This is a genomic window from Flavobacterium sp. N3904, from assembly GCF_025947305.1.
In the GTDB taxonomy this organism is placed as follows: Bacteria; Bacteroidota; Bacteroidia; order Flavobacteriales; family Flavobacteriaceae; genus Flavobacterium.
The window spans coordinates 1,979,643-2,004,476 of record NZ_CP110009.1 but is presented as its reverse complement, the minus strand read 5'-3'; the positions used below and the strand labels follow the sequence as shown (position 1 = coordinate 2,004,476).

Sequence of the window (24,834 nt, the reverse complement as noted above, 5' to 3'; positions counted from 1 at the left end):
TGGTATTTTATATAAATTTGCGGCACATAAAGATACAACTTTCTTTTACACTTACAAATTTAAAATTATCTGTTTTGATTACAAAAGAAAATATATTGGCAAATGCCAAGAAGACTATTGAATCTGAAAGCAAATCGATTGCTAAATTAGTTGATTTTATCGACGATGCTTTCGCGGAAGCGGTACAATGCATTTACAATTCCAAAGGCAGATTAGTGATCACCGGAATAGGAAAAAGTGCTATCATCGCTCAAAAAATGGTCGCTTCTTTCAATTCTACCGGAACGCCATCATTATTTTTACATGCCTCAGAAGCCATTCATGGTGATTTAGGAATGATTCAAAATGATGATGTTATTATTTGCATTTCAAAAAGTGGTAATAGTCCAGAAATCAAAGCATTAGTTCCGCTTTTGACCCGTTTTGGGAATAAATTAATTGGAATGACCGGAAATATAACCTCCTTTTTGGCCAAAGGCTCTCATTATGTGTTGAATACGACTGTGGATGCCGAGGCATGCCCGTTGAATTTGGCACCTACCAATAGCACTACTGCCCAACTCGTTATGGGCGATGCAATTGTAGTATGTTTAATGGAAATGAGAGATTTCAAACCGGAAGATTTTGCCGTATATCATCCAGGTGGTGCTTTAGGAAAAAAATTGCTGCTACGTGTAAAAGACATGTTGGAGCATACTTTAAAACCTGAGGTAGGCCCTGATACCCCAATTAAGAAAGTGATTTTCGAAATTTCGGAGAAACGCCTTGGTGTTACGGCTGTTGTAGAAAACAACAAAGTAGTTGGAATAATTACTGATGGTGATATTCGTAGAATGCTAAACGACAGGGACACTTTTGCAGAGCTTAGCGCTAAAGACATTATGACCAAAAGCCCAAAAACAATTCATTCTACAGATATGGTTGTGGATGCCTTCAATATTATGGAAGACTTCTCTATAACGCAGTTAGTGGTGGTTGATGATGGCGAATACAAAGGAGTATTGCATTTACATGACATTTTAAAAGAAGGAATCGTATAATGGCAAAGAAAACCCTAGGCGAAATGTCCTTTTTAGACCATCTTGAAGAGTTAAGATGGCTCTTGGTTCGAAGCACAACTGCCGTAATTATTATGGCCTGTGTTACTTATTTTATAAGTGATTATTTATTTGACGTTATTATTTTTGGTCCAACTAGACCATCCTTTTTTACTTACCGTTATTTTTGCGAATTATCACATCAATTGGGTTTTGCCGATAGCATTTGTATCACCGAAATGCCTTTTATCATTCAAAACACCGAAATGGAAGGCCAGGTAAACATGTTTGTTTGGATGTGTATTCTCGCTGGTTTCATTTTGAGTTTCCCTTATATTTTATGGGAAGTGTGGAAATTTATCGGTCCTGCATTATATGAAAAAGAAAAGAAAAATGCCCGAGTATTTATATTTACCTCTTCGTTACTTTTTTTCTTGGGTGTTTTGTTTGGTTATTATGTAGTAATCCCAATGTCTGTCAATTTCGTAGCTACTTTTACAGTTAGTGATGTAGTAAAGAACCAGTTTACGCTGGAATCGTATATCGGAATGGTGAAAACCAGTATTTTGGCTAGCGGATTGTTCTTTGAATTGCCTATTATTATTTATTTCCTGACCAAATTAGGATTGGTAACCCCTCAATTTTTAAGAAAATATTGGAAATATGCGGTTGTGATAATTTTAATTGTTGCTGCAATTGTAACTCCTCCCGATGTGGTGAGTCAAACAATCGTAGCTATCCCGATGTTGCTTATCTACGAGGTAAGTATCTTGATTTCAAAAATTGTAGTTTATAATAAAAAGAAAGAAAATGTCTGATATCATACAAGAATTCAACGACTACCGTTCTAAAATGAACGAAAAATTATTGGCTGACAATAACAAAATAGTAAAACGTATTTTTAATCTGGATACGAATGCTTATGCTGCAGGAGCTCTTGACGTTAAGACCAAAGAACTGCTAGGATTGGTAGCCTCGGCGGTTTTGCGTTGTGATGATTGTGTAAAATACCACCTCGAAACCAGTTATAAAGAAGGCGTGACCAAAGAAGAAATGATGGAAGCAATGGGAATAGCAACCCTTGTTGGTGGAACTATTGTAGTACCGCATTTGCGTCGGGCTTATGAATTTTGGGAAGCCTTGGAGGAGCAAAAATAGGCAGTAGATTTCAGAAATCAGACGGCAGTTCGTCATTTTTCGAATTCTAGTTGCACGATCAAAAACCAAAATTGAAGTTAAAACCTAAAACCAAATAGACGAAATTCGTTTCTTTGCAATAATAAAAACTTAGTTACTCAGTAACTTTGCTACTTAGCAACTTTAAAAAAATGAAATTAAGAGCAGAAAATTTAATCAAGACATACAAAGGCCGTTCTGTGGTAAAAGGCATTTCAGTAGAAGTAAACCAAGGCGAAATTGTTGGGCTTTTAGGTCCTAATGGAGCTGGAAAAACAACTTCCTTTTATATGATAGTGGGATTGGTTAAACCAAACTCCGGAAATATTTATCTCGACGATTTGAATATTACCGATTATCCGATGTACAAAAGAGCACAACAAGGAATTGGATACTTAGCACAGGAAGCTTCGGTTTTTAGAAAATTAAGTATCGAAGACAATATTTTGAGTGTATTGCAACTGACTAAACTTTCCAAAGAAGAACAGGAAGCCAAAATGGAAAGCCTGATTGCCGAATTTAGTTTGGAACACATTCGCACCAACCGCGGTGATTTGCTTTCGGGTGGTGAACGCCGTCGAACCGAAATTGCCCGTTGTTTGGCAACCGATCCAAAATTCATTTTGCTTGATGAGCCTTTTGCTGGAGTTGACCCCGTTGCTGTAGAAGACATTCAAAGAATTGTAGCTCAATTGAAAAACAAAAATATCGGAATCCTAATAACCGACCACAACGTACAGGAGACCTTGGCCATAACCGACAAAACGTATCTTATGTTTGAAGGAGGAATCCTAAAAGCAGGTGTTCCGGAAGAGTTGGTTGAAGACGAGATGGTACGTCGCGTATATCTAGGTCAGAATTTTGAATTGAGAAAAAAGAAATTGGAATTCTAAAAATAAAAAGTGAATAGTTAGCAGTCAATAAACTTCTCACTATTCACCATTTACAACTCAACTACTCTACAGTAATATACTGCAATTGTTCGAGATCGCCATTGTAAATATCGACATCTACTTTATAATCAATTCCGGGAACAACGGCTTTTTCGGTAAATTGCCAAAAGAGCCAATCTTCTTGAATTTCTTCCCTGTAAAAACTATAATTGGCAATCCAAAAAAGATAATCACTAAACTCTTCTTTCAGGAAATCGTCATAGTATTTCTCTCCCGTATAGATTATGGGTCTTACTCCATAATGCAACTCTACCGCATTTAGCCAGCGCCTTAAACCAATTTTCAATCGTTCAATCGACTGATTTTTGGGAAGTTTCTCTATATCTAAAACGGGAGGCAAATCCCCTTTTTTGAGAGTTACCGTTTTTATAAAAAGTTGGGCCTGTTCCAGAGAGTTTTCATTGGGACGGTAATAATGATAAGCACCGCGAATCATTTTGTTGGCTTTGGCGCCAATCCAATTTTGTTTAAACTGAAGATCCTTTCGATCATTTCCAACTGTTGCTCTTATTAATACAAATTGCAAAGGGTATTTTTTTTCTATGGTATCTACATACGACCACCGAATTTTACCCTGATATTCGGATACATCCAAACCAATTACTTTTCCATCATGCTTTTCTAAAATTTTTAAATTTCTTGCTTCAGAAAAAACATCGGTTTTATTGGTGTTTCTTGATTTAAAACCAAAATAATAAGCAAAACCAGAACGATAATGATAGGCCAAAGATAAAACTAGAATGACCCCAAAGCCAAAAATAAAATACCAAAAAATGGTAGAAAAAGAGGAAGTTTTCTTTTTGGGTTTTCGGCTATAAGTTGACCTTGTATTCTTTTTCTTCATCCAAAAAATTAATTTTTTAGAAATTTATTGTTAATTACTGATAGTAAAACATAAAAAACAATTACCAATGTAACTCCCAAATAGTGAAGCGAAAACAACATTAAAACGGAGATAGCTAAGAAAACAATTTGCAGCAAATTATCCTTGAAATTAATTTTTTTGATTTTTAAAGAGAATAAAGGAATCTCGGCGTTCAAGATATAAGCGCTAAACAATGCAATTAATAATAAAACCCATTTTTCGGTTAAAATTTCCAGCACCATCAACGATTCCTCAGAATAATATTCCTTTACAAGAGGAAGACTTAGTATAAAAAGAGCATTGGCGGGAGTGGGTAAACCAATAAACGAATCGGTTTGACGCGTGTCTATATTAAATTTTGCCAAACGAAAACAAGACCCTAAAGTAATGATAAATCCCAAATAAGGAAAATATTGAAGCCAGCCTTCGTTCATATAAACAGAGCTACTTTGCATCATTTTGTACATTACAAAACCCGGAACCACCCCGCTGGTAACCATATCGGCCAAAGAATCCAATTGCAAGCCAAGAGCTCCCGAAACGTTAAATAAACGGGCAAAAAAACCATCAAAAAAATCTAAAAATATCCCAAGGCAAACAAAATAGAATGCCATTTCAAAACGATCATTGCTAACAAATACCAATGCGATGCAGCCACAAAAAAGATTGAGTAGTGTAATTGTATTCGGGATGTGTTTTTTAATGTTCATTGAAGTGATTTTTGGATTTAATGCTTGACAAATTTAATACAATAACTGAAAGAGATAGTCGTTTTTAATAGAGATTTTCGACTACTTTAATTTAAATAGCATTAATTAATTAAAATGAAGAAGTTACATCATCAAAAAACTTTATTTTTGGTGAAAATTAAAAATAAATCTTCTTTTACAAATCATATCTTTTGAGAAAAACACAACTCTTTTTATTGCTTTTCGTTGCTGCAAATTGTTACAGTCAAACCGTTCGCAAATACTCGAATGAGTTTATGAATATTGGTGTTGATGCTGCAGCCTTGGGAATGGCAAATGCAGTTGTTGCCTCAACAAATGACGTAAATTCCTGTTACTGGAACCCTGCAGGATTAGTACATCTGGAAGAAAATCAGATTGCTTTGATGCACGCCAATTACTTTGCAAATATAGCCAAATACGATTATGCCGCTTACGCCAGTCCTATTGATGATCGAAGTGCATGGGGAATTTCAATGATTCGTTTTGGAGTTGACGACATCCTGAATACAACTGATTTAATAGATGGTGAAGGAAATATAGATTACAATAGAATTAAATTATTCTCTACAGCCGATTACGGATTTACTTTTTCGTACGCTGTAAAATTACCGGTGGAAGGTTTTCAATACGGTGTAAATGCTAAAATTATTCGAAGAATCATTGGGAATTTTGCCACTTCTTGGGGTTTTGGCTTTGATTTTGGACTGCAATTCGAAAAAAACGATTGGCAATTTGGACTGATGCTTCGAGATATCACCACCACTTATAATATTTGGAATATAAACGAGGAAGCCTACCAAAAAATTGCGGATGCCATTCCTGGAGAAAACCAAGAATTACCCGAAAGCTCAGAGATCACATTACCAAAAGCACAACTGGGCGTGGCCAGAAAATTTATTTTTCATGAAGACTACAGTCTTTTGGCTACAGCCAATATGAACATGCAATTTACCCAAACCAATGATATAATTTCAACCTCTTTTGTAAGCATCGATCCCGCCATCGGATTGGAATTTGGGTACACCAACCTTGCTTTTTTGAGAGCAGGTGTTGGAAATTTTCAAAAAGTAGAACAATTGGACAATTCAGAAAAAATAGGTTTTCAGCCCAATATCGGTTTGGGGTTCAAATACAAAGGCATCGAGATTGACTATGCGCTAACATCATTAGGAAGTCAAAGTACTGCTTTGTATTCGAACATTTTTTCTTTAAAAATAGATCTGTCTCTTTTTAGGAATTAAAATTAAAAAAACAGAAATTTTGCATTAACTTTATTTTTCTAATATTTGACAAAATGAGAGCTTCCTTTTTTTACAACACATTTATTTTCATATTTTTATTGACCGCAACGCATCACTTATTTGCTCAAAATACTGTGCTGTCAAAAAATGCTCATGTTAGTGTCATTACTTGTGGTACCGGAAACGAATCGTATTCATTATTTGGTCATACAGCCATAAGAGTTCAGGACGTTGACAACAATCTTGACGTCGTTTACAATTACGGAGCTTTTGACTTTGATACGCCCAATTTCGTAATGCAATTTATAAAAGGAGATTTAAATTATTTCATTGTAGTCCATCGTTTTTCAGATTTTATGAACGAGTACAACTATGAAAAAAGATCCGTTTACGAACAAGATCTAAATATTTCATTACCGCTCAAACAAAAACTATATGATAATCTGGCAAAAACTTTGTTGTCAGACGAGCGGGTTTACAATTATAAATTTATAGATAACAATTGCACATCAAAGGTAGTCGACATCATAAATACAACATTAGGCAGTAAAGTAATTATCAAAAAAGCAGATACAGACCTTACATATAGAGCTATTTTATTTCCTTATTTTGACAATCATTTTTATGAAAAACTAGGGACAAGCATTATTTTTGGACGAAAATTAGATCACGATGGCTCAAAAATTTTCTTGCCTTTTGAACTTCAAAAAAGTTTAAAATTAATAAACTATAATAAACAGCCTTTATGTCCTGAAAACAAAGAATTGCTAGTTTTTGATAAAGAAATTCCAAGTTCTTGGTGGAACAATTGTTACACCTATTTATTTATTCTTGGACTTGTAATTTTTGTTAACAAAAAAGCAATTGATTTTATCTATCTTTTTACTGTAGCTTTATTTGGATTGTTTTTCGTGTTTTTAGGATTTTATTCCTCACATCAAGAATTAGGATACAACTATAACATTTTATTGTTTAACCCAACCTTATTTATATTGTTCTATTTTTATGTTACAAAAAATAAAAAATGTATTTATAAACTGGCCTTTTTTAATATAATTACCCTTTTATTGTATTTCTTTTTGGTGGTAAACAAAGTTCATTTGCTTATAATTACTCCATTATTGATAACCAATTTGGTTGTTTTAACGCGTTTGGCCTTAAGAAACAAAAAGAGAATACCAATAATTATTTAATTTACTGTCCTCTATAAAACAAAACAGTTGAAATGGTTTTGAATGCAATACTCAAATCCAGATAAATACTGCGGTGTTTGATGTAGTATAAATCATATTGTAGTTTTACCAAACTATCTTCCAGTTTTTCGCCATAAGAATAATTAACTTGTGCCCAACCCGTAAGACCGGGTTTAATAATATGTCTTGTTTCATAGAATGGCATAATTTGAGCAATCTCTCGAACAAATACTGGTCGCTCTGGACGAGGGCCGATAATACCCATTTCTCCCTTGATAATATTAAGGAATTGAGGAATCTCATCAATTCTCGTTTTTCTCAAAAATTTCCCAAATTTCGTAACCCTAGAATCATTGGCTTTGGCAAAAACAGCTCCTTGGGATTCTGCGTTTTTAACCATGGTCCGGAATTTTATAATTTTAAAAACCACACCATCTTTACCAACTCTTTTTTGGGTATAAAAAAGTTTTCCTTGATTCCAGAAAAGATTTCCAATCAAAATAAAAGGAATGAAAACGACACCGACACTCAAGCCAATTAAAGAAAATACAATTTCAAATATTCTTATAAAAGACAAATACAATTTGTTTTGATTGCTGCGGCTAAATGGAAAAAAACGATAAAAATCCCTTGCAATATACTGAACGGGAATTCGCTGCGTTTTGCTTTCATACACTTGGGTATATTCCCGTATACTTTTGCCCGATTCCAATAATTGAATTAATTGATGATATAATTCAGGAGTAATCCCGTCGGTCTTTTGCGAAGCCACCACAATTTCGGAAACTCCATTTTCGATTACAAACAAGCTTAAATTTTCATTTTTTATTTGCTGTACAAAATGGTACTCAAAATCATTTGTATTGGACAGGTCTGAATTGATATAACCTACTATTTTGTAATGTGGATCTACATTCTCAAGGCCTTCAATAAGCTCCTCGATTTGTTCCCCGCCACAGACCAAAACCACCTTTTGAATAAAACGATTTGAAGCCAAAAACTGAACATAAATCATTCTCCATGAATACAATGCAATAAAAACAATACAGTAAAATACTAGTAATTGTAACCTGTTTTTGGGCAATTGAGGTGAGAAAATAGGAGTCAGCAAATAAAATACAACTGTAGTGGAAGTTGTTAGTATTGTACTTCGCAATACTTGAAAATGATTGCTCGCCACCTGAAGATTGTACATCTCAAAAATGGCTCCGAAAACATTTATATAAATAGCGAGAACAATAAGCCAGTAATAGTTAGTACTCGAAAATGAAAAATATTTAAAATTAAAAATCTGCCCTATAATATACAAAGCAGCAAGCACAAAAACCACATCAAAAAACCGCAAAAGTATTTTCCGCTCTGATATTTCGAAGTGTATTTTTTTTTTATTTTTCATTATTTTCAAATTTGGGGGGACTTGCAAGTTACTTATAATAAAAATTTAAATCTTTTTTATTTTAAAATAGTTATCCACTTAGGCTTGACACTTTGCCATTCAAACTGCGCTGCTTTCGTTCTTGCTTTTGAAGTAATTTCAACAAAAAAAACAGGGTTTTCAATCAATTCAATGATACCCTCAACCATTTTATCAACATCATTATCTGGAATTAACAAGGCCTCTTTTTTATGTTCCAATAAAAATGGAATACCTCCAACTGCTGTAGAAACCACGGCCAGACCCAAACTCATAACTTCCAGAATACTTATGGGCATATTGTCAAAATGAGTCGTATTGATAAAAATAGAATAATTACTTGAAAGACTGATCCAGTCACTTTTGGATAGTTTTCCTGTAAAATGAACATCCAGATTTAATGCTGTTGCTTTCTGTTGTGCTTTTGCTAAACTACCGTCTTTTTCAGGCCCAACCATACAAAGAGTCGCATTTGGGTAGATTTGCTTTAATTTATAAAACACCTCCAGAGCCATTATTGGATTATAAATAGTAGCAAAGGAGCGCACCCACAAAAGATTTGGAGCTGCTTTTTCGCGTACTTGAAAAGGATAATTTTCGGTTTCTATACTATTGGGGATGTATTCCAAATTAAAAAATCCGTGTTCTCTGAACTGCTCCATCAAATAAAGTGAAGGAGACACATTACAATAGGAATGATCAAAAATCATTCTGCTAACTATTGGATTTTTCTTTAATCGGTCTGGTAAATTACCCCCGTGCAAAATTGGAATATATTTTAATCGTAATAATCGGCACAATTGACTTGTGGCCAATGCGTACCAAAAATTGATTGTGCTGTAAGTATCAATAAGTACATAATCTATTGCTTTACAATAACGAAAAACACTATACAACATAGCCATCAGCCGTAACAACTTATTTTTTTGGGAAGAAGTATAAAAAACAATATATCCCTCCCGCTCCAAAAGTGGCCCAAGAGTTTCGATAGTGGTTGGAGTAACTCCATGCCCTGATAGTTTATTTCCTATGTACAGTAGGTGCTTCAACAGTATAGACTTTTAATAATGAGAGGGCATAAACAAAAGCGGGTGCAGCCAGGCGCATGGCAGCATGATTGATGGTCAATAACCAAAAAGCCAAAAAAGAAAGCGCCAATATATTTTGACGGTTGTTTATAAATAAAAATAAAGGGGTAAAAAAAAGAATCATTAAATCTATTAAACCAAGTGAACCATGTTCTGCCAACATTCTGGTTATTTCATTATGGGAAGCCGATTGTATTCCTGTTTCTTTTTCCCGAATCTCTTTATTTTTGCCTACACCAACCCCAAAAATAGGGTTATCAATAAACATTTGCAATTCGGTGGCAATGAGTGTTTCCCTTCCAGTTAATTGACTTTTTTTCTCTCGTCCTCTAGCATCTTGATTCGCATACCGTTTATTAATTAACCCGCTGGTTTGTACTGAGCTGTATCCCCAAACACCCATTCCTGCCACAAAGGAGAAGATAATAATCAATCCTATTTTGGGTTTTGTCTTAATTCCAGCCTGAAAATAAAGTACTGCCAAAAGAAGAAAAATCATCACGACTGCTGTCATTACTCCTCCTCGGGAAAAAGTTACGATTCCCCTAAAAGCAAAAACCATAGCCAATCCGGCATTGATCAATTGAAATGTTTTATTTTTGGAATTTAACAATAGTTGTACAAAAAAAACAAAAATTCCCAATCCAAGAATTGTAGATACTTGATTGGGACCAAAACCGCCCGAGGTTTCAAAATTGGATTGCGTTCCTGTAACCACATCTTTTACACTAGGAGTATACAGAAATAAATAAACTACAATAGCAACCAATGGCAAAGAAAAAGCTGTAATTACTCCCTTTAATCTGTCAAAAGTGATAGGTCGTTGGTAACAATATATAGCCGAAATCCCTAAACAAACGGGTCCTGAAATATTAAATGCGATGGCTTTTCGAATGTCAGTCTCAAAATCCAACGAAACCGTAGCGATAATAATACTAGGAATAAGCAATATCAAGAACAGCCAATACAAGATAGCTTTATTGGAAAATCCCGAATAAATCATGCCTAAAAACATAAAAATCAGGATAGCATACTTTGCAAACTCATTCAAAAACATTCCACCAGTCATCCTTAAAAGTACTTCAGCACCCACAATATAGGCTGAAATTAGAAGTGCTTCATTATTTCTGTTTTTATTTTTTACAATATAAAATATACCAAAAACAAAAATAGTTAAAGTGTATATTTTAGAAATAAAAGGCAACGCAAATAACAATACCCCAACAAAAGCATGAAACAGCAGTAGATAAATATATGATAATTCTTCTTTCTTCATTTTATGCTTTTTTCAACCAACCTAAATATTTTTTCAATACGCTTTCTGCAGTATAGTCCGCTTGAATGGTTTCGTAAAGCGCAGTGCCGTATTCAGAGCGCAACATTTCATTACTTATCAATTCTACTAAAGCATTATAAAACAGATCGGCATTGTTGGAAGGTACGATAAGTCCGTTTTTCTGGTTTTGCACGATCATTGGCATTTCGCCCACATTGGTAATTACTACAGCTTTTTTATGCAATCCATACTCCAACAGCGCAACAGGCAAGCCTTCCGATTTTGATGTCAAAATCGCAAAAGAGGCCTGATTAAGTATATTTTCAACATCTTGCTTGGAGCCATAAAGGAAAACATTGTTTTCTAAATCACTCTCCTTAATTTGTTTTACAATTTGTCTGGAATAGTCATCCTCAAAATTTTTCCCAAACAAATGAAAAGTCCAGTCAGGATGGGATTCTTTTAGTTTTTGGGCTACTTTCAACAGTAAAAAATGATTTTTTTGTTCCCTTAGATTGGCCAGAGATACAATTCGTTTTTCAACCGTACCTTCCAGTAAAGTAGGATCACCGGCACCAATTTCTTTTATTGGGAAATTAGGCAAATAAATGACATTCTTAGCTTTTAGTTTTTCCTCTGACCATTTTTTGAGTTTTTGATTAACAACTATGATTCCATAAAAAAAAGGCGCAGTCAGTTTTAACACAAAACTGGGTCTTGTTGCTAGAAATTCATTGTTTCCATAATGATCATGCCAGATAATTTTTAGCGAAGGCTGAATAATTTTCAATAAAAAAGCCAAAAAAAAGGACGTACTATGGGCGTGAATATGGGTCACCTTATTTTTTTTAACAAAAGACCGTAATCGAAATAGAGCGACAAAATCAAGTTGTCGTTTTTTATTCAAAAATAAGTACGGGACTTTTGTATCAAGTTGATGCAGCAACGGACCTTCTTTTCGGGTGGCAACCAGTCCTGAAAAATCAATTTCACTAACCAATGCATTTGCATAGTTTACGGCCATACGCTCGGCGCCGCCTGCTTCAAGGGAATCTATGATTTGTATAATTCTCATAGCACAAGCATTTTTTTTATGGCCGACTCAAAAGCATTTAAGGTATATTTTCTGGACCAATCCGATGCTTGTTTTCTTTTAGTTTCGAAAGCAATATCATTTTTTAGAATTGACTCTAATTGTTGACAATCTTCTTCCATATTCATTTGCAACAACACACCTCTCACTCCACCATTGAGCATAAAAGGTAAGCACGATACTGGAGTCGCTACTGGAACACATCCCCAAAACATTCCTTCGGCAATTGCTTTGGGCCAACCTTCACTTTTGGAAGGCAAAAGTACAAAATGACTGTTTTGATAGGCACTTTTAACAGTTTCTAGATTTTGGTTTCCATGCATTTGAATAATCTTTTCTAAATCATTGGATACGACGTAATTTTCTAAAAACTTACGCTCTATGCCTTCTCCATACAAATCCAATCGGACATTATATCCTTTTTTATACAATACTTCGACTAATTGAATGGCATACAATGGATTTTTCCCTGGTACTAAGGTACCAACAAAAATAAAATGTAGTATTCCCTGTAGATCCAATGATTTCAGCGGTACTTTATCGGCTTCCGAATAGGTAGCGGTAAAAAAAGGTTTTATGTTCTTCGTGCTTCCGTCCCATTCACCATAGACCAAAACCTGCATATTCCGGCTCAAAAAGGTATTGCTCAAAATCCATTTTTGCAAACGATAACTCCAGGGCTGTTTCGCTTTTAGGTCCCAATTTCCTGCATATTTTGCCGTTTTTAGTTTGATCGGAAAGAAAATTTGAACGAAACAACCCAATAAGCCAATATTTCCGGGGCATCGCAAATGAATATGGTCAGCTTGGTACATCGCCTTAAAAATAATTAAAACATTCCATAAAGCATAAAAAAAGGCTTTACCGATATTGGTAAAATTATTTAAATTAAAATCAATTAATCTGAAGTGCTTTTTTACATCAAATGGAATTTCTTCAACCAATAATCCGTTTGGAGTTTTCCAAACGGGGCAGCAAAAAGAAATCTCTGTTGCATATTTTTCCCAGATAACCAACTCCTTTACATAAGGACTATAGGCAAAACACTTTTCATCCTTAAAAATAAATGGAGCCGCCGAAACAATTAGTAATTTCATCAAATATATTCTTTAGAACCCTTTTGGGAAACAACTACCGCTGGAACACCTAGCACTACCGAGCCCTCCGAAACAGAATCGTTTACCAAAGAACAGGCGCCTATTAAAACACTATCCCCAATAGTAATTTTACCCGATACCACTGCATTGGCACCAACATATACTTCGTTACCCAAAATAGGGGTTCCTCGTTTTTCGCCTCTTCCCGAAACGCCGATAGTTACTCCCTGCGAAATATTACAATTGTTACCTATAACAGCATTTGCATTGATAATAATACCTCCAAAATGGCCAATATAAAAAGAATGCCCAATGCTTGAAGAGGCTGGGATGGATATCCCACTACTAATTTCAATTATTTTCTGCCAGAATAACATAAACAATAAACCAAACAATCGAAACGGTTGCCATTTTATTTTGGAATAAACAAAATGGGCAATCCTATATTGAAAAACAGCCCAAAATCCTTGTGTCAAAAACACAATTCCAAAAAAATGGCCTCCATATTTTTGATGTTTCCTGTAATCAGATTGTATAAGTTGAAGTAAATTCATTTAAAACTAGTTTTTTTTCTGCATTAACATAGTCAAATGCATACAACCAAACAACACAGAATCTGACATTTTAGAATTTTCCCAATCCTCTTTATGCCACTTTTGACCGATTTTATTTTTTTTCTGATCTGATATCGGAAGTATTGAAATCAACGCCATCCACTTTGATTTACCAAGAAGTCCGCGTCTTTCGATAATAGTAAAAGCATCTTGAAATTGATAAAACGTTTTTTTGGTAAAGGGCCATTCCCAGGCGGCATCCGACTGAAACGGGCGGTACAAGGTTCGTATTATCTTTATCGGCAAACTGGTCTCCAATGGATCATAACTGATAATTTGCCCGTTTGGAGCTAATTTATCATTGAGCTTATCAATTAAAATGGTAGTGTTTTCAAAATGATGCAAAACCCCATAGGCATAGATTAAATCATAATCCTTGTCTACAAATTCGGCTGAGAGAAAGTCAATAGCTTTGGCACTTGCATTTGGAAAAGCGGCTAATCGTTCATTCAATTTTGCAATAGCAACATCGCTCAAATCAATTCCTAAATACACTTTAGAATGTTCTGCCAAATACATGGACCAGTAATTTCCGGAAAAACAGCCTAAATCCAATACTTTTTTGGAGCTCAGATCACCAAACCATTCTTTGTGCAATAAATACGCTTGATCTTGTACGCCGACGGCCTTTTTTATCTTATTCAGGATGCCATTTCTAAATTGGGACCAAATACGGGTAGCTAAATTTTTCTTTTTCGTATTGTAAAATTCGGCTTGCTTTATATTCGTTTCTAATATTGATGCAGTAGTTTTCATTATTTCTGTTTTGGTTTACTAAAAAACAAACTCCACCATCCAACAGTTCGCCCTAAAGATTCACTGAAGGCTTCCGTTTTAGTGTTGGTTGTAAATGTATTGCTAAATCGGATCAATGTCAAGAGCAGTGTAATCAAATTCCATTTTAGTCGGGCATCAAAGGAGGGGTTTGGGCTTTTCACACGCCATACATACCAACCATTCCGGACTACCATTTTGCCGTATTGGTATTGATTGGGTCTTCCTGAAGCATTGTGATAATGGCTCAATTGCACTTTTGTATTGATTACATTTTTACCAAACTCCAAAGCTCTGATACTAAAATCAGCATCCTCGTACAAACCATAACCCTCAAAATAAGATGAAAATTGGATTTTATCGACAACATTTTTTTTAAATGCCATTGACATTCCAATTAACAAATCAACTTCATAGGTTTTACCATTCAAAGGGAATCCACAAGTTCTTCCATGCGAATAATCAGGCATTTTTCCAGGGTTTAGATTCGATTGCAAACCCAAGTAATTTCGTAGTACATTACGTTGTCCTTCCTTATAAACATACCTATCAAACTGAAAGTACTTGTATTTATTATATTTTCTGTTTGAATCTATTAATTGCCAGGCATTTTCATTAATGGCAACTCCACCAACACCTGTTATGGCATTATCTTGATTAAAGGTGTTGATTAATTGCTCAAAATAATCTTTTTCTAAAATGGTGTCATCATCCAAAAAACAAACTACTCCGCAATCCAATCCAACTCGGGCGATTCCAAAATTGCGCTGTTTGGTCAGGCCTCGATGCTCCTTTGGAACCAGAAAATAATTCAGATTCTGAAAAGGATGATCTGTTATTATACGTTGTGTTTCCCCATTAACAGAACCATCAACAATCAAAATTTCATTCGGATATAGGGATTGTTCCTGTACCGACTGCAATAATTGAAGCAAGGATTCGGGACGCATATAGGTACAAATAATTAGGGAGAATTTCATTTATCTGATTTTTTTTTTAACCATTCGACAAAATAACTTTCACGGGACAAAACATTCAAAAATAGCTTTCTGTTATTTTCTTGCATCAATATAAAATCTTGTTTAGGAATTTTAAGATGGAAATCTAATAATTGATTTACGAAATTTTCTTCTTCAACAAAAACACAATGTTTTTCCCAATTTATACTATTATGAAAAGGCAATCTTATATCAGTATCTACAACTACAGGAATTCTTCCCATAGCCAATGTTTCATAAAAACGTACCGAAAAATTACCTAACCCCCTCAAACAAAAAACATATGGATTTTGATACATGTTTTGATAAAATTCTATTGTAGCCGTTTTGATTTGAAAAGTATCTAATGAGGCTCTAGAGTGTTTTTTTCTAAAAACAAAATCTGATTTAACTCTTGAATCAGCTCCAATTTTCTTTAGCAATCGATATCTTTTATATCCTGAAGGATAAAATGACTGATAATCTGAGTAAAAATTATTTTTAATATTTAAACCTATTACATATAAATAAACCACGAATTCTTTAAACAAACTCTTTAATGAACCATTGGCATTACCAACAAACCCAATAGATGGAATGGATTCTTTTTCTAAAACGACAAACTCTTTTTGAATAAATTTTTCATAAGGATCATGAATAAAAGAGGGCAAAATATTTGTTTTATCATTCATTTTAGAATTAAATCCACCTAGCCTAAAGAGGTAAATATCATCTTGAATTGTTTTGCCAAAATCCCCTCCGCTGTATGCCCAAATCACTTTGTTTTGCAATTTACCATTTGTAATAAACTGCTTCAAATAATGTAATTGTTTGTTTTTTATCAGAAAGCCAATATCGACAGGAACAATTATAATGTCCGACTCGTCTATTGAATCCACTAAATTGTATTCTTTTAAAAGATTGACATTTTTTAAATAACACAATTCAAATAACAAAGGAAAAATAATCCTTCTGTTTTTTGCAGTAATAAATTCAGTATCTGTATAAATTTTAATCATTATTTTTTAATTGATTAGCCCAATACAAACTTTCATTCCATTTTTTTTTAAAAGACAGTATAAATGAAATATAATTTATACTTTTTTCCTTTTTTAATAATTTAAAAAACAAAGTCGTTTTATAACCCAAGACTTGCTCTTTTGTATTGTGTTTTTTCTTCACATACATAATAGCAGGAGATGGTTTGGGCTGAATTACTTCATTCGACCATTCAAAAACCGGTTTTATTCTAAATCCTCCCATAGGTGCCTTTAAATGCAAAATAGCAGGCTCTGGAAAATATATTATATCAATACCTAAATTTCTCAATTGCAAACCAAAATCAGTGTCTTCTCCATAACCAAACTCCAAAGATTTATCAAAAGAAACATACTTTAATAATTCCGCTTTCAAAAAACTGTTCCCTGAACCAAAAATACCTGATTGTGAAATTATAGAATATCGAAGTTTTTCTCCCTCTTGCAAATAAGATGTAGTAAGACTTTTAACACCATATTTTCTAATATTTCCAAGCACTCTTTCTATTAAATCCGAGTCAAATCGATTATCATCATCATTCAAAAACACCCATTCACTTTCCACTTGGCTCAAAGCCAAATTTCTGGCGTTACAAGCTCCTGCCTGGTGCGTAAAAGTATGTTTAATGGCAAACGGCCAACTTTCGGTATGCAAATAATCCAATTCTGAAACACTGCCCTCTTGTGGATTTTGCTCAACTATAATTACATTTATAGCCAAATGGGTTTGCTTGGCTAAATCTTGCAATACATCATATAAATAGTTTTTCCGGCCAATAGTGGGAATAATAACATCTAGCGTTGCTTTATCAACAACTTTTAGGGAAGAATGAACAACGATTTTATTTAAAGAAACTGTAGTACTGTTTCTGTTTTTAAATAAAAAGGCATATATAAATTCTAAAAGTGATAATCGTAACTCATACACAAAGAGATTCAATAGTAATAAGAATACCCAACGGGTTTTGTAATGTTGCTTTACAAATCTAAAAAGGGTAAAAACCGTAGCTTTTTCAGTTTGTGAAATTTGAATATTAGATAATAATTTAGGTTCTGAATAACATAATAATCCCAAGGGCATACCTACTTTGGCAATAGAATTGAGGTAATAGTCAAAATCATAATCTAATTTTATTTTGTCTTTGAAAGCAATTAAAACGGAAGCATTTATAACGCCTACAAAACTACTCATTTGCCAAGTCGGGTAGCTCACTTTTTTATTTATATTGATATAAGGTGAATCCTCAACATAACCAATTCTGTTTCCTAAATAATTACTGCCACTTGGATTATAGGATAACATCATTTTTTGATGATGCATAAGTTTTGGCACCTCTTCTAAATTAATGTACTTACAACATTCTTGGTAACACCAAACCAATTTTGATTCTGGAAACCGAATCGCTAATTGCATTAATCCATGAGCAATAGAGCTTTTTTCATCAAAAACTATTGACTTATCATTAGCTTCAACTCTGACAATGGACTTGTTATTATGATAGACTACAATCAAAATTAACCTATTAACGTTTTATAAAAATCAACATTTTGATTTACCGTTTTTTTGATATCAAAAACAGTTTCGACCCTTGTTTTTGCATTTCTCCCGATACTACTGCATAAATTTTCGTCTTGCAACAAGCCCACTATTTTATCCGCAAACATATCGTGCTCTTTGGGATAAACTAAATATCCACTTTCATCGTCGACAATCAATTCTTGAGCCCAGCCAATATTACTGTTCACAACTGGTTTCTGCAACGCCATCGATTCTATAGTTACCATCCCTAAAGTTTCTGCAAAAGTAGGAAAAACACAAACATGGGCTTTTTTTATGTATTCTTGCACTTCTCGATACGGAATTTTACCCAGATAAGAAATAGAACTCAAATCTTCATTATGGCATTCTTGTTGTACTAACTTCCATGTTGATTTGGATTTTGTCTGTATATCATAGGAATCACTTCCAATTAAAACTAATCTTGTTCCTGGATATTTTTTTCGAACTTTATTAAAAATTGCGGGCAATTCCAATATCCCTTTTTTTCGGATTATTGTACCAATGTATAAAATCAAACCTTTCTCATATACCAAAGGAGTATTATTTTGAAATTGACTCAACTCCAATCCGTAGTGAATCGTTTGAATTTTTTTATTTTTAATACCAAAAAGCTTTTTTGACAATTCTCCGGCAAAACGAGTAGGGGCAATAAAAGCTTGGGCTTTGGCAATTGCCAATTTTTCGAACCAAAAGTTTTTCAGTTTTTGCTTTCGTTGTTCCAAATGACAAAAATACGTATCACTTCCGTGAAATCGAATTACGAGTGGTGCTTTTAAATCCATAAAAGCGGTGATTCCTGTCCAGTCTGGAGCTTCAACCAAATCAACTCCTTCTGAAACAATGTATTTATTCAAATAGTTTTGAATGTATTTTCGATGCAAAAACCAACCAAACACTTTATACTTTTGATTCTTTATCAAATATATTTTGACACCTTCTTCAAGGAAAACGGCCTCCTCATCTTGTCCATATACAAAAACAGAAACTGTTACCCCTTCTTTCGCCAAAGCTACAACCAAATTCTTGATACTGGTACCAATTCCTGCTGCATGATGTACACGCTCGTGTGGATACTCGGATGTTAGAAAAGCGATGTGCATACTTTTTTATTTATTAAAAAAATCCTTTAAAATTCGAGCGGTAAACAACCTCGCTCCCATATCATTCATATGTCCGCAAGAGGAAAAATATTTATCCTCTACCACTACATTTTCATAATTATGAATCTCGGGATACAGTTGTTGAACCTTATTAAAATAGTTAATTCCTTTGGTGTTTTCACACATTGGTGTCATTAGTGCAATGAGATTAATGCCATTGTCCTTGCATGTTTGTTTTATTTCTTCGTAGTATTTATTGTGAGGCAACGGATTTAGTTTTTCTATATTTTTATTCATATTCCCATTTTGATTAAACAGAGGGTAATATCCGTTATGATTCAACCAACTTGACTTTTTATGAATTAAAGTAAAAAAAGTTTCTCTTATGCCGATACGAGTTTCAAATTTTATAAATCTATAAAAGGGAATGTAATACAACTCCGCAAAATCTCTTTCTTTTTCAAAATGCTTCTTAATAGTTACTGAATTATTTAAGTATGGTAAAAACTTAGCCGAAATTCCTTCTGCTTGATGATCAATTGACAAATTTAAATCGGCTTCTAAAATTACATTTTTAATTTTATAATGCCGCTCAATCATTAATTTCAATAATAAATCAGCTTCAAACAATTGCCCGCCACTCATACCGTAATTAAATGTTTTCAAACCTTTACATTCAAACATCTCTGCAACAAAATGGTTATTGGCTCTAGAAGAACCCAAAATAACCACATCATATATTTCTTTTTTGGAGTTAAATACCTTTTCAATCTTTCCTCTATCGGTCGATTGTAAATAAACGCCTGTATACGATAAGTCTAGGACAACACAGATAACTATTATCAGAATAAGTGTTTTTAAAATAAATAACAAAAATCTTTTCATTAAAAAATTGGCTAACTATTTATTAAAAAAATCTTTCAAAATTCGGGCGGTAAACAATCTTGCTCCAGCATTATTCATGTGACCACAAGACGAAAAATATTTGTCCTCTATTACCACATTTTCATAATTGTGAATTTCTGGATAAAGTGCTTTTACTTTTTCAAAATAATTAATTCCTTTGGTTTTCTCACACATGGGGGTCATTACAGCAATAAGATTAATCTTATTGTCTCTGCAAATTTGTTTTATCTGTTCGTAGTATTTATTGTGAGGCAAAGGATTCAGTTTGATAATATTATTTTTCATGTTGGCATTTGGTTTTTTGCCTAAAGCATAAAAACCAAGGTTATCCAAATTATTGGTGCGCTTTTGAATTAATGTATTATAGATTTCTCTAAACCCAATTCGAGAATCAAAGGTAATGTACCGATAAAACGGCATATAATACAGTAAATTGAAATCTTTCTCATTAGACAAATGCTGTTTTACAATTTCAGAATGATGAATATAAGGCACCACCTTTGCCGTAATTCCATCCGAACGACTTTCGTTTGACAAGTTTAAATCGACTTCAAGAATCAGGTTTTTTATTTTATAATGACGTTCTTCCATTAATTTCAATAGCAAAGCCGATTCAAACAAGTGTGAACCACTAATACCATAATTGAATGTTTTCAGTCCTTTATCTTCAAACATCTGGGCAACAAAATGGTTATTGGCTCGGGAAGAGCCTAAAAATATTACATCATAATTTCGGCCTTTTGAATTGTAAACATAATCTATTTTTTCCCTTTTGTTCGATTGCAAATAAACAGCAGTATAGAGTAAATCTAGAACAACAGCGGTTAGTATCGTTAGAACTAATATTTTTAAAGTGAATAGTAAAAACTTTTTCATTAGAATTACATTCTTTTTTTTAATCATTAATGATTCAAATAATTTCTTTTTTATTTCCCCAACCCTAAAGGGTGTAAAAAAGAAATACGCATGTTGTTTTTTACATCAGCTCCTCATTTCCGACTCCCTTTAAGACCGGGGTGGGTAATTGAAAATCCTCCGTTTATTAAAATTGAAAATATATAAATTCCTTATAATCCGAATAGGTTCCAAAAGCGAGAATGGCAGCTATTGCTAAAGCCAACTTTACCGTATTGTATTTTCCCGAAATAGGCTCCACTTTCGTTCTGTTATTCCATTCAACCAAAACAAACAAGCCAACCATCAAAAGCAATTCATAGTTGTAACGCTCGTTTTCAAGATATTGCGAAGAGAATTCTCTATTTACTACTATTCGTTTCAGATACAAAAAAGCATCGGTTATGGTTTTGGCTCTAAAAAATACCCAGGCAATTGTGCTCAAAATAAATGTCGTAAAAATACTTACAATCGTTCGTACCGAATCCCAACTCCAGTGCAATTGAATTTCATCAATATTGCTTCGGTTTCTGTTCAATAACAAAAGAGGCAAAAAATAGACGGCATTGAGAAAACCCCAAGCAAGATAGGTCCAATTGGCGCCATGCCAGAAACCGCTTACCACAAATATAATGAAGACATTACGGACTTGCATCGCCTTTGAACCTTTGCTTCCTCCCAATGGAATGTAGAGATAATCGCGAAACCACGAGGAAAGAGAAATGTGCCAACGTCTCCAAAACTCAGCAATATCTCTTGAAAAATAAGGGTAATTGAAATTGCGCAACAAATCCAGTCCAAACAATTTTGACATTCCCAATGCCATATCAGAATACCCTGAAAAGTCACCATAAATTTGGAACGCAAAATAAATAGCTCCCAAAATAAGTGACAAAGAATTCATTGAGGTATAATTATCAAAAATAGCATTGGCATAAATGGCGCAAGTGTCTGCTATAACCACTTTTTTGACCAAACCCCAAATGATTTGGCAGATACCTTCTTTCGCTTGGACTAAATTAAACTCCCTTTTTAGTTTTACCTGAGGCAATAAATGAGTCGCTCTTTCGATAGGACCCGCCACCAAAAGCGGAAAATAACTAACAAACAAAGAATAATCAACAAAATTATATTCGGCTTTAATGCGTTTATAATAAATATCAATCACGTAGGACAATCCATGAAACGTATAAAATGAAATCCCCACTGGTAGAATAACATCCAACAAAATAGGATTGACTTTAATACCTCCAGATGTAAGCAATTGTGCAAACGAAACAGAGAAGAAATTATAGTATTTAAAAATGCCTAAAAACCCCAAATTGGCAATAATACTCAACCAAAACCAAAACTTACGCCCCTTATCTTTAGTGCTTTTCTCAATTTGAATCCCGGTATAATAATCCAGAAATGTGGAGAAAACCAGCAGAAACAAAAAACGCCAATCCCAACAGGAATAAAAATAATAACTCGCAATAATAAGAAGTGCATTTTGGGTTCTTTTTGTTTTATTAAAAACAAACCAATACAAGAAAAAAACAATGGGTAAAAAAATGGCAAAAGCCAGCGAATTGAAAAACATAATTTATTCTATAATTTTTTTAATATTGTACCAAATTGTTTCTGATGCTCCTGATGGATTTTCTCCAGCAACTATTTCATACCATTTTTTACCATCAGGTACATTTGATAATTTTTTGTCCAAAATTTGTTTTACCTGATCTTCCAAATCTGCTTTATTGGTACAAAAAACAGCTGCTTCTTGTGATGGCATGCTTCTAAAATGAACGTATTTATAATTTTGACCAATATCTCTTATTCCTTTTCTTAATTGCGGTTGTTCGTAATTAAAATAGATACAGGGCTTGTCATGTGCAACAAAATCAAAAACGGTAGAAGAGCATACATTGGTTACAAATTCTGAATGTGCACAAACGTTATGCAATAATCCCAAATCTTCTTTGGTTGGTAAAATTTCGTTCCAATTTTTACCCGCTGCTTTCCATAACGGATCGAGAACTCTTATTACATCTTTATTGGCATCAATAACTGCATGATATCGCGTAGTGGTATCAACGGGACATTTTCGGTAAATAATACCAAGATTTTCACCTTTTACATTTAAGCTTCGAACTACTTTTGCCAAATCCTCCAGATAATACTGATCTAGTGGAGAGGTTGTTTCATCATCACCAGAGAAGCAAATATATCTTTTAGAACTATCTAAGTTATTTTCGCTACAAAAAACTTCTCTAGTTTTAAATAGACTTCTATCATAATGAGGCTCAAACTGAGGTGTTCCTGTTACAAAAACCTGATTTTCTTTTACAAAAGGATAATATTTCAGGACTTCTTCTTTCATTAAATCACTCCAGACAAAATAGAAATCGGCTTCAACAACTTGCATTGCTTTAGGAACATTATCCCATGAATATACAAATGCTACTACCGGAATACCTAAATCCTTGGCCGCCAATAATGCACTAATAGATTGAGTTGCTCTTTGTGTTGTACAAAAAACCAAATCTGGTTCATGTTCTAATAATTGTGCTTTGCAATACTGATACTTTGTTGTAGAACGTTCCAAGGCATTGATACGCTTTCTTATTCGTATAATTCCTTTTTGTGAAGAATTAAAACCAATTAATAATCGAATATATAATGTCTTTAAAGTATTTTTGAAACCCTTGTAGCCAAATGGAAATTTATAGGTTTCATAGACCTTATCATTGAATTTCTTTTGAGAAAAATTCAGTTCTATATGTTTTCTTATTCTGGAGTAAACTGGCGTTAAAGGATGCGTTTTGTGGTTCTCAATTTTAACCTCATCGTATCCTAACTGATCTTTTAACGAAAAAATAGTATTATTCCAATAGACGATTTGATAACCTTTTTCTTCTCCTATTTCTTTAAATTTGGTAAAAGCAAAATTGCGTAGTCCTACACCATCCGGAAAAAAAACAAATACTTTTTTACTCATAATTTATCTTTAAAAGGACAAACTTCTATCAAACCTCTTTTTAAAGATTCTACTACGTGTTCATCCGGCAAACTAATATTTTCTTCAAACAATTTTTCTAATTCTATATCTGAAAATTCTCTAGTTCTTATTGAAGGGTTATAAGAAGGAATTTGTACCGATTCAAAATAATCCTGATATTTAATATCATCGCCAAAAATGCCGTCAGAAAACGGTTGCCAAACTGCTGGAATACGATATGCGTGTGCAATGATGACACCATGTAAAGATGACGAAATTACTTTTTCGCATTCCAAAAATTCAATGGTTTTGGATTCAATATCATTGGTCATCATGTCTATAATTTTGACATGATTTTGTTCCTTAAACCAATTTTGAATTATTTTATAGTCATTGTAATGAGGTACAATACCGTAAACGTATTTTTTAACTACTTTCGGATTAAAATAATCTGGCAGCAGCAAAGCAGGATCGCCATATACTTCTGGGACTTTGTATCCCAAACTCAATAAATATTTTCGGGTTTGAGGGCCGCGTACTGCTAAAAAAATAGCATTCTTAATTTTAGAATCTTTGCTAATAATTCCGCTGCCCCAAACGATACATTTGTGATTTACGTTTGTTAAAATACTTCCAATAGTTACATAAATCGGAGCAAACCAATCGAGAATAGAAAACTTTTTCGGCCAAGCAAAAACTACTTCTTTACCCGAAATTTTTTCAACAAGGTATTTTCCTAAAACATCACCATAGTTTTCCTTAGATTTACCCTGAATTATTTTTTCATTCCACCAAAAGACTCGTATTCTGTTAAAAAAAAGCATCCT

General features: G+C 33.7%; 24 protein-coding genes. 6 read left to right on the top strand and 18 right to left on the bottom strand.

Annotated elements, in window-relative coordinates; all coding sequences use genetic code 11:
* Window positions 1-74 precede the first annotated feature (74 nt).
* From OLM57_RS08340 to lptB, 4 genes are all read left to right on the top strand, one after another.
* A complete protein-coding gene (locus OLM57_RS08340) occupies window positions 75-1,040 on the top strand; it encodes a KpsF/GutQ family sugar-phosphate isomerase (RefSeq protein WP_264566743.1) in 966 nt (321 codons plus the stop codon).
* Window positions 1,040-1,855: a twin-arginine translocase subunit TatC gene (tatC, locus tag OLM57_RS08335; RefSeq protein WP_264566742.1), complete on the top strand. Its 816-nt coding sequence runs from the start codon at window positions 1,040-1,042 to the stop codon at window positions 1,853-1,855. Before OLM57_RS08340 ends, tatC begins: the two co-directional genes overlap by 1 nt.
* Window positions 1,848-2,195, top strand: a complete 348-nt coding sequence (locus tag OLM57_RS08330; RefSeq protein WP_264566741.1) for a carboxymuconolactone decarboxylase family protein — start codon at window positions 1,848-1,850, stop codon at window positions 2,193-2,195. The genes tatC and OLM57_RS08330 overlap by 8 nt, the downstream gene beginning before the upstream one ends.
* Before the next feature lie 170 nt (window positions 2,196-2,365).
* Complete coding sequence (gene lptB, locus OLM57_RS08325) at window positions 2,366-3,106, top strand: LPS export ABC transporter ATP-binding protein (RefSeq protein ID WP_264566740.1); 741 nt, start codon at window positions 2,366-2,368, stop codon at window positions 3,104-3,106.
* Window positions 3,107-3,167: 61 nt separating this feature from the next.
* Here the strand turns inward: lptB and OLM57_RS08320 are convergent, their stop codons facing one another.
* The gene (locus tag OLM57_RS08320; protein WP_264566739.1) at window positions 3,168-4,010 is read right to left on the bottom strand and encodes a GH25 family lysozyme; all 843 of its coding nucleotides are present in this window, start codon (window positions 4,008-4,010) and stop codon (window positions 3,168-3,170) included.
* 8 nt (window positions 4,011-4,018) lie between these two features.
* Window positions 4,019-4,741, bottom strand: a complete 723-nt coding sequence (locus OLM57_RS08315) for a CDP-alcohol phosphatidyltransferase family protein (RefSeq protein ID WP_264566738.1) — start codon at window positions 4,739-4,741, stop codon at window positions 4,019-4,021.
* A gap of 275 nt (window positions 4,742-5,016) precedes the next feature.
* On the opposite strand from OLM57_RS08315, the gene OLM57_RS08310 reads away from it, so the two are divergent.
* Together OLM57_RS08310 and OLM57_RS08305 are read left to right on the top strand one after the other, a co-directional pair.
* Window positions 5,017-6,003: a PorV/PorQ family protein gene (locus tag OLM57_RS08310; protein WP_264566896.1), complete on the top strand. Its 987-nt coding sequence runs from the start codon at window positions 5,017-5,019 to the stop codon at window positions 6,001-6,003.
* A 53-nt stretch (window positions 6,004-6,056) separates the two neighbouring features.
* On the top strand, window positions 6,057-7,196 hold the full coding sequence (locus OLM57_RS08305) for a DUF4105 domain-containing protein (protein WP_264566737.1): 1,140 nt from the start codon (window positions 6,057-6,059) through the stop codon (window positions 7,194-7,196).
* 1 nt (window position 7,197) lies between these two features.
* Here OLM57_RS08305 and OLM57_RS08300 read toward each other — a convergent pair whose 3' ends face one another.
* The 16 genes from OLM57_RS08300 to OLM57_RS08225 all read right to left on the bottom strand — a co-directional run bounded on the left by OLM57_RS08300 (window position 7,198) and on the right by OLM57_RS08225 (window position 24,831).
* On the bottom strand, window positions 7,198-8,592 hold the full coding sequence (locus tag OLM57_RS08300; RefSeq protein ID WP_264566736.1) for an exopolysaccharide biosynthesis polyprenyl glycosylphosphotransferase: 1,395 nt from the start codon (window positions 8,590-8,592) through the stop codon (window positions 7,198-7,200).
* A 56-nt stretch (window positions 8,593-8,648) separates the two neighbouring features.
* Window positions 8,649-9,659, bottom strand: coding sequence for a glycosyltransferase family 4 protein (locus tag OLM57_RS08295; protein ID WP_264566735.1), 1,011 nt, complete (start codon window positions 9,657-9,659; stop codon window positions 8,649-8,651).
* Entirely contained in the window at window positions 9,631-10,974 is a 1,344-nt protein-coding gene (locus OLM57_RS08290) for an O-antigen ligase family protein (RefSeq protein WP_264566734.1), read from the bottom strand. The genes OLM57_RS08295 and OLM57_RS08290 overlap by 29 nt, the downstream gene beginning before the upstream one ends.
* Before the next feature lies 1 nt (window position 10,975).
* Window positions 10,976-12,049, bottom strand: coding sequence for a glycosyltransferase (locus OLM57_RS08285; protein ID WP_264566733.1), 1,074 nt, complete (start codon window positions 12,047-12,049; stop codon window positions 10,976-10,978).
* Window positions 12,046-13,164, bottom strand: coding sequence for a glycosyltransferase (locus tag OLM57_RS08280; protein WP_264566732.1), 1,119 nt, complete (start codon window positions 13,162-13,164; stop codon window positions 12,046-12,048). Before OLM57_RS08280 ends, OLM57_RS08285 begins: the two co-directional genes overlap by 4 nt.
* Window positions 13,164-13,718 (bottom strand): serine O-acetyltransferase, encoded by a 555-nt coding sequence (locus OLM57_RS08275; protein ID WP_264566731.1) that lies wholly within the window; start codon window positions 13,716-13,718, stop codon window positions 13,164-13,166. The genes OLM57_RS08280 and OLM57_RS08275 overlap by 1 nt, the downstream gene beginning before the upstream one ends.
* Before the next feature lie 6 nt (window positions 13,719-13,724).
* A complete protein-coding gene (locus OLM57_RS08270; protein WP_264566730.1) occupies window positions 13,725-14,534 on the bottom strand; it encodes a class I SAM-dependent methyltransferase in 810 nt (269 codons plus the stop codon).
* Window positions 14,534-15,532, bottom strand: coding sequence for a glycosyltransferase family 2 protein (locus OLM57_RS08265; protein ID WP_264566729.1), 999 nt, complete (start codon window positions 15,530-15,532; stop codon window positions 14,534-14,536). Before OLM57_RS08265 ends, OLM57_RS08270 begins: the two co-directional genes overlap by 1 nt.
* Entirely contained in the window at window positions 15,529-16,548 is a 1,020-nt protein-coding gene (locus OLM57_RS08260; RefSeq protein WP_264566728.1) for a glycosyltransferase family 47 protein, read from the bottom strand. The genes OLM57_RS08265 and OLM57_RS08260 overlap by 4 nt, the downstream gene beginning before the upstream one ends.
* Window positions 16,541-18,079: a glycosyltransferase family 2 protein gene (locus OLM57_RS08255; RefSeq protein ID WP_264566727.1), complete on the bottom strand. Its 1,539-nt coding sequence runs from the start codon at window positions 18,077-18,079 to the stop codon at window positions 16,541-16,543. The genes OLM57_RS08260 and OLM57_RS08255 overlap by 8 nt, the downstream gene beginning before the upstream one ends.
* A gap of 2 nt (window positions 18,080-18,081) precedes the next feature.
* Window positions 18,082-19,227 (bottom strand): glycosyltransferase family 4 protein, encoded by a 1,146-nt coding sequence (locus OLM57_RS08250; RefSeq protein ID WP_264566726.1) that lies wholly within the window; start codon window positions 19,225-19,227, stop codon window positions 18,082-18,084.
* Window positions 19,228-19,233: 6 nt separating this feature from the next.
* Window positions 19,234-20,112 carry a hypothetical protein gene (locus OLM57_RS08245; protein ID WP_264566725.1) on the bottom strand — a complete coding sequence of 293 codons (879 nt, stop codon included), beginning with the start codon at window positions 20,110-20,112 and terminating at the stop codon, window positions 19,234-19,236.
* 15 nt (window positions 20,113-20,127) lie between these two features.
* Window positions 20,128-21,009: a hypothetical protein gene (locus OLM57_RS08240; RefSeq protein WP_264566724.1), complete on the bottom strand. Its 882-nt coding sequence runs from the start codon at window positions 21,007-21,009 to the stop codon at window positions 20,128-20,130.
* 166 nt (window positions 21,010-21,175) lie between these two features.
* Window positions 21,176-22,609, bottom strand: a complete 1,434-nt coding sequence (locus tag OLM57_RS08235; protein WP_264566723.1) for an MBOAT family O-acyltransferase — start codon at window positions 22,607-22,609, stop codon at window positions 21,176-21,178.
* Window positions 22,610-22,612: 3 nt separating this feature from the next.
* Window positions 22,613-24,007, bottom strand: a complete 1,395-nt coding sequence (locus OLM57_RS08230) for a UDP-glycosyltransferase (protein ID WP_264566722.1) — start codon at window positions 24,005-24,007, stop codon at window positions 22,613-22,615.
* The gene (locus tag OLM57_RS08225) at window positions 24,004-24,831 is read right to left on the bottom strand and encodes a polysaccharide pyruvyl transferase family protein (protein WP_264566721.1); all 828 of its coding nucleotides are present in this window, start codon (window positions 24,829-24,831) and stop codon (window positions 24,004-24,006) included. The genes OLM57_RS08230 and OLM57_RS08225 overlap by 4 nt, the downstream gene beginning before the upstream one ends.
* Window positions 24,832-24,834 lie beyond the last annotated feature (3 nt).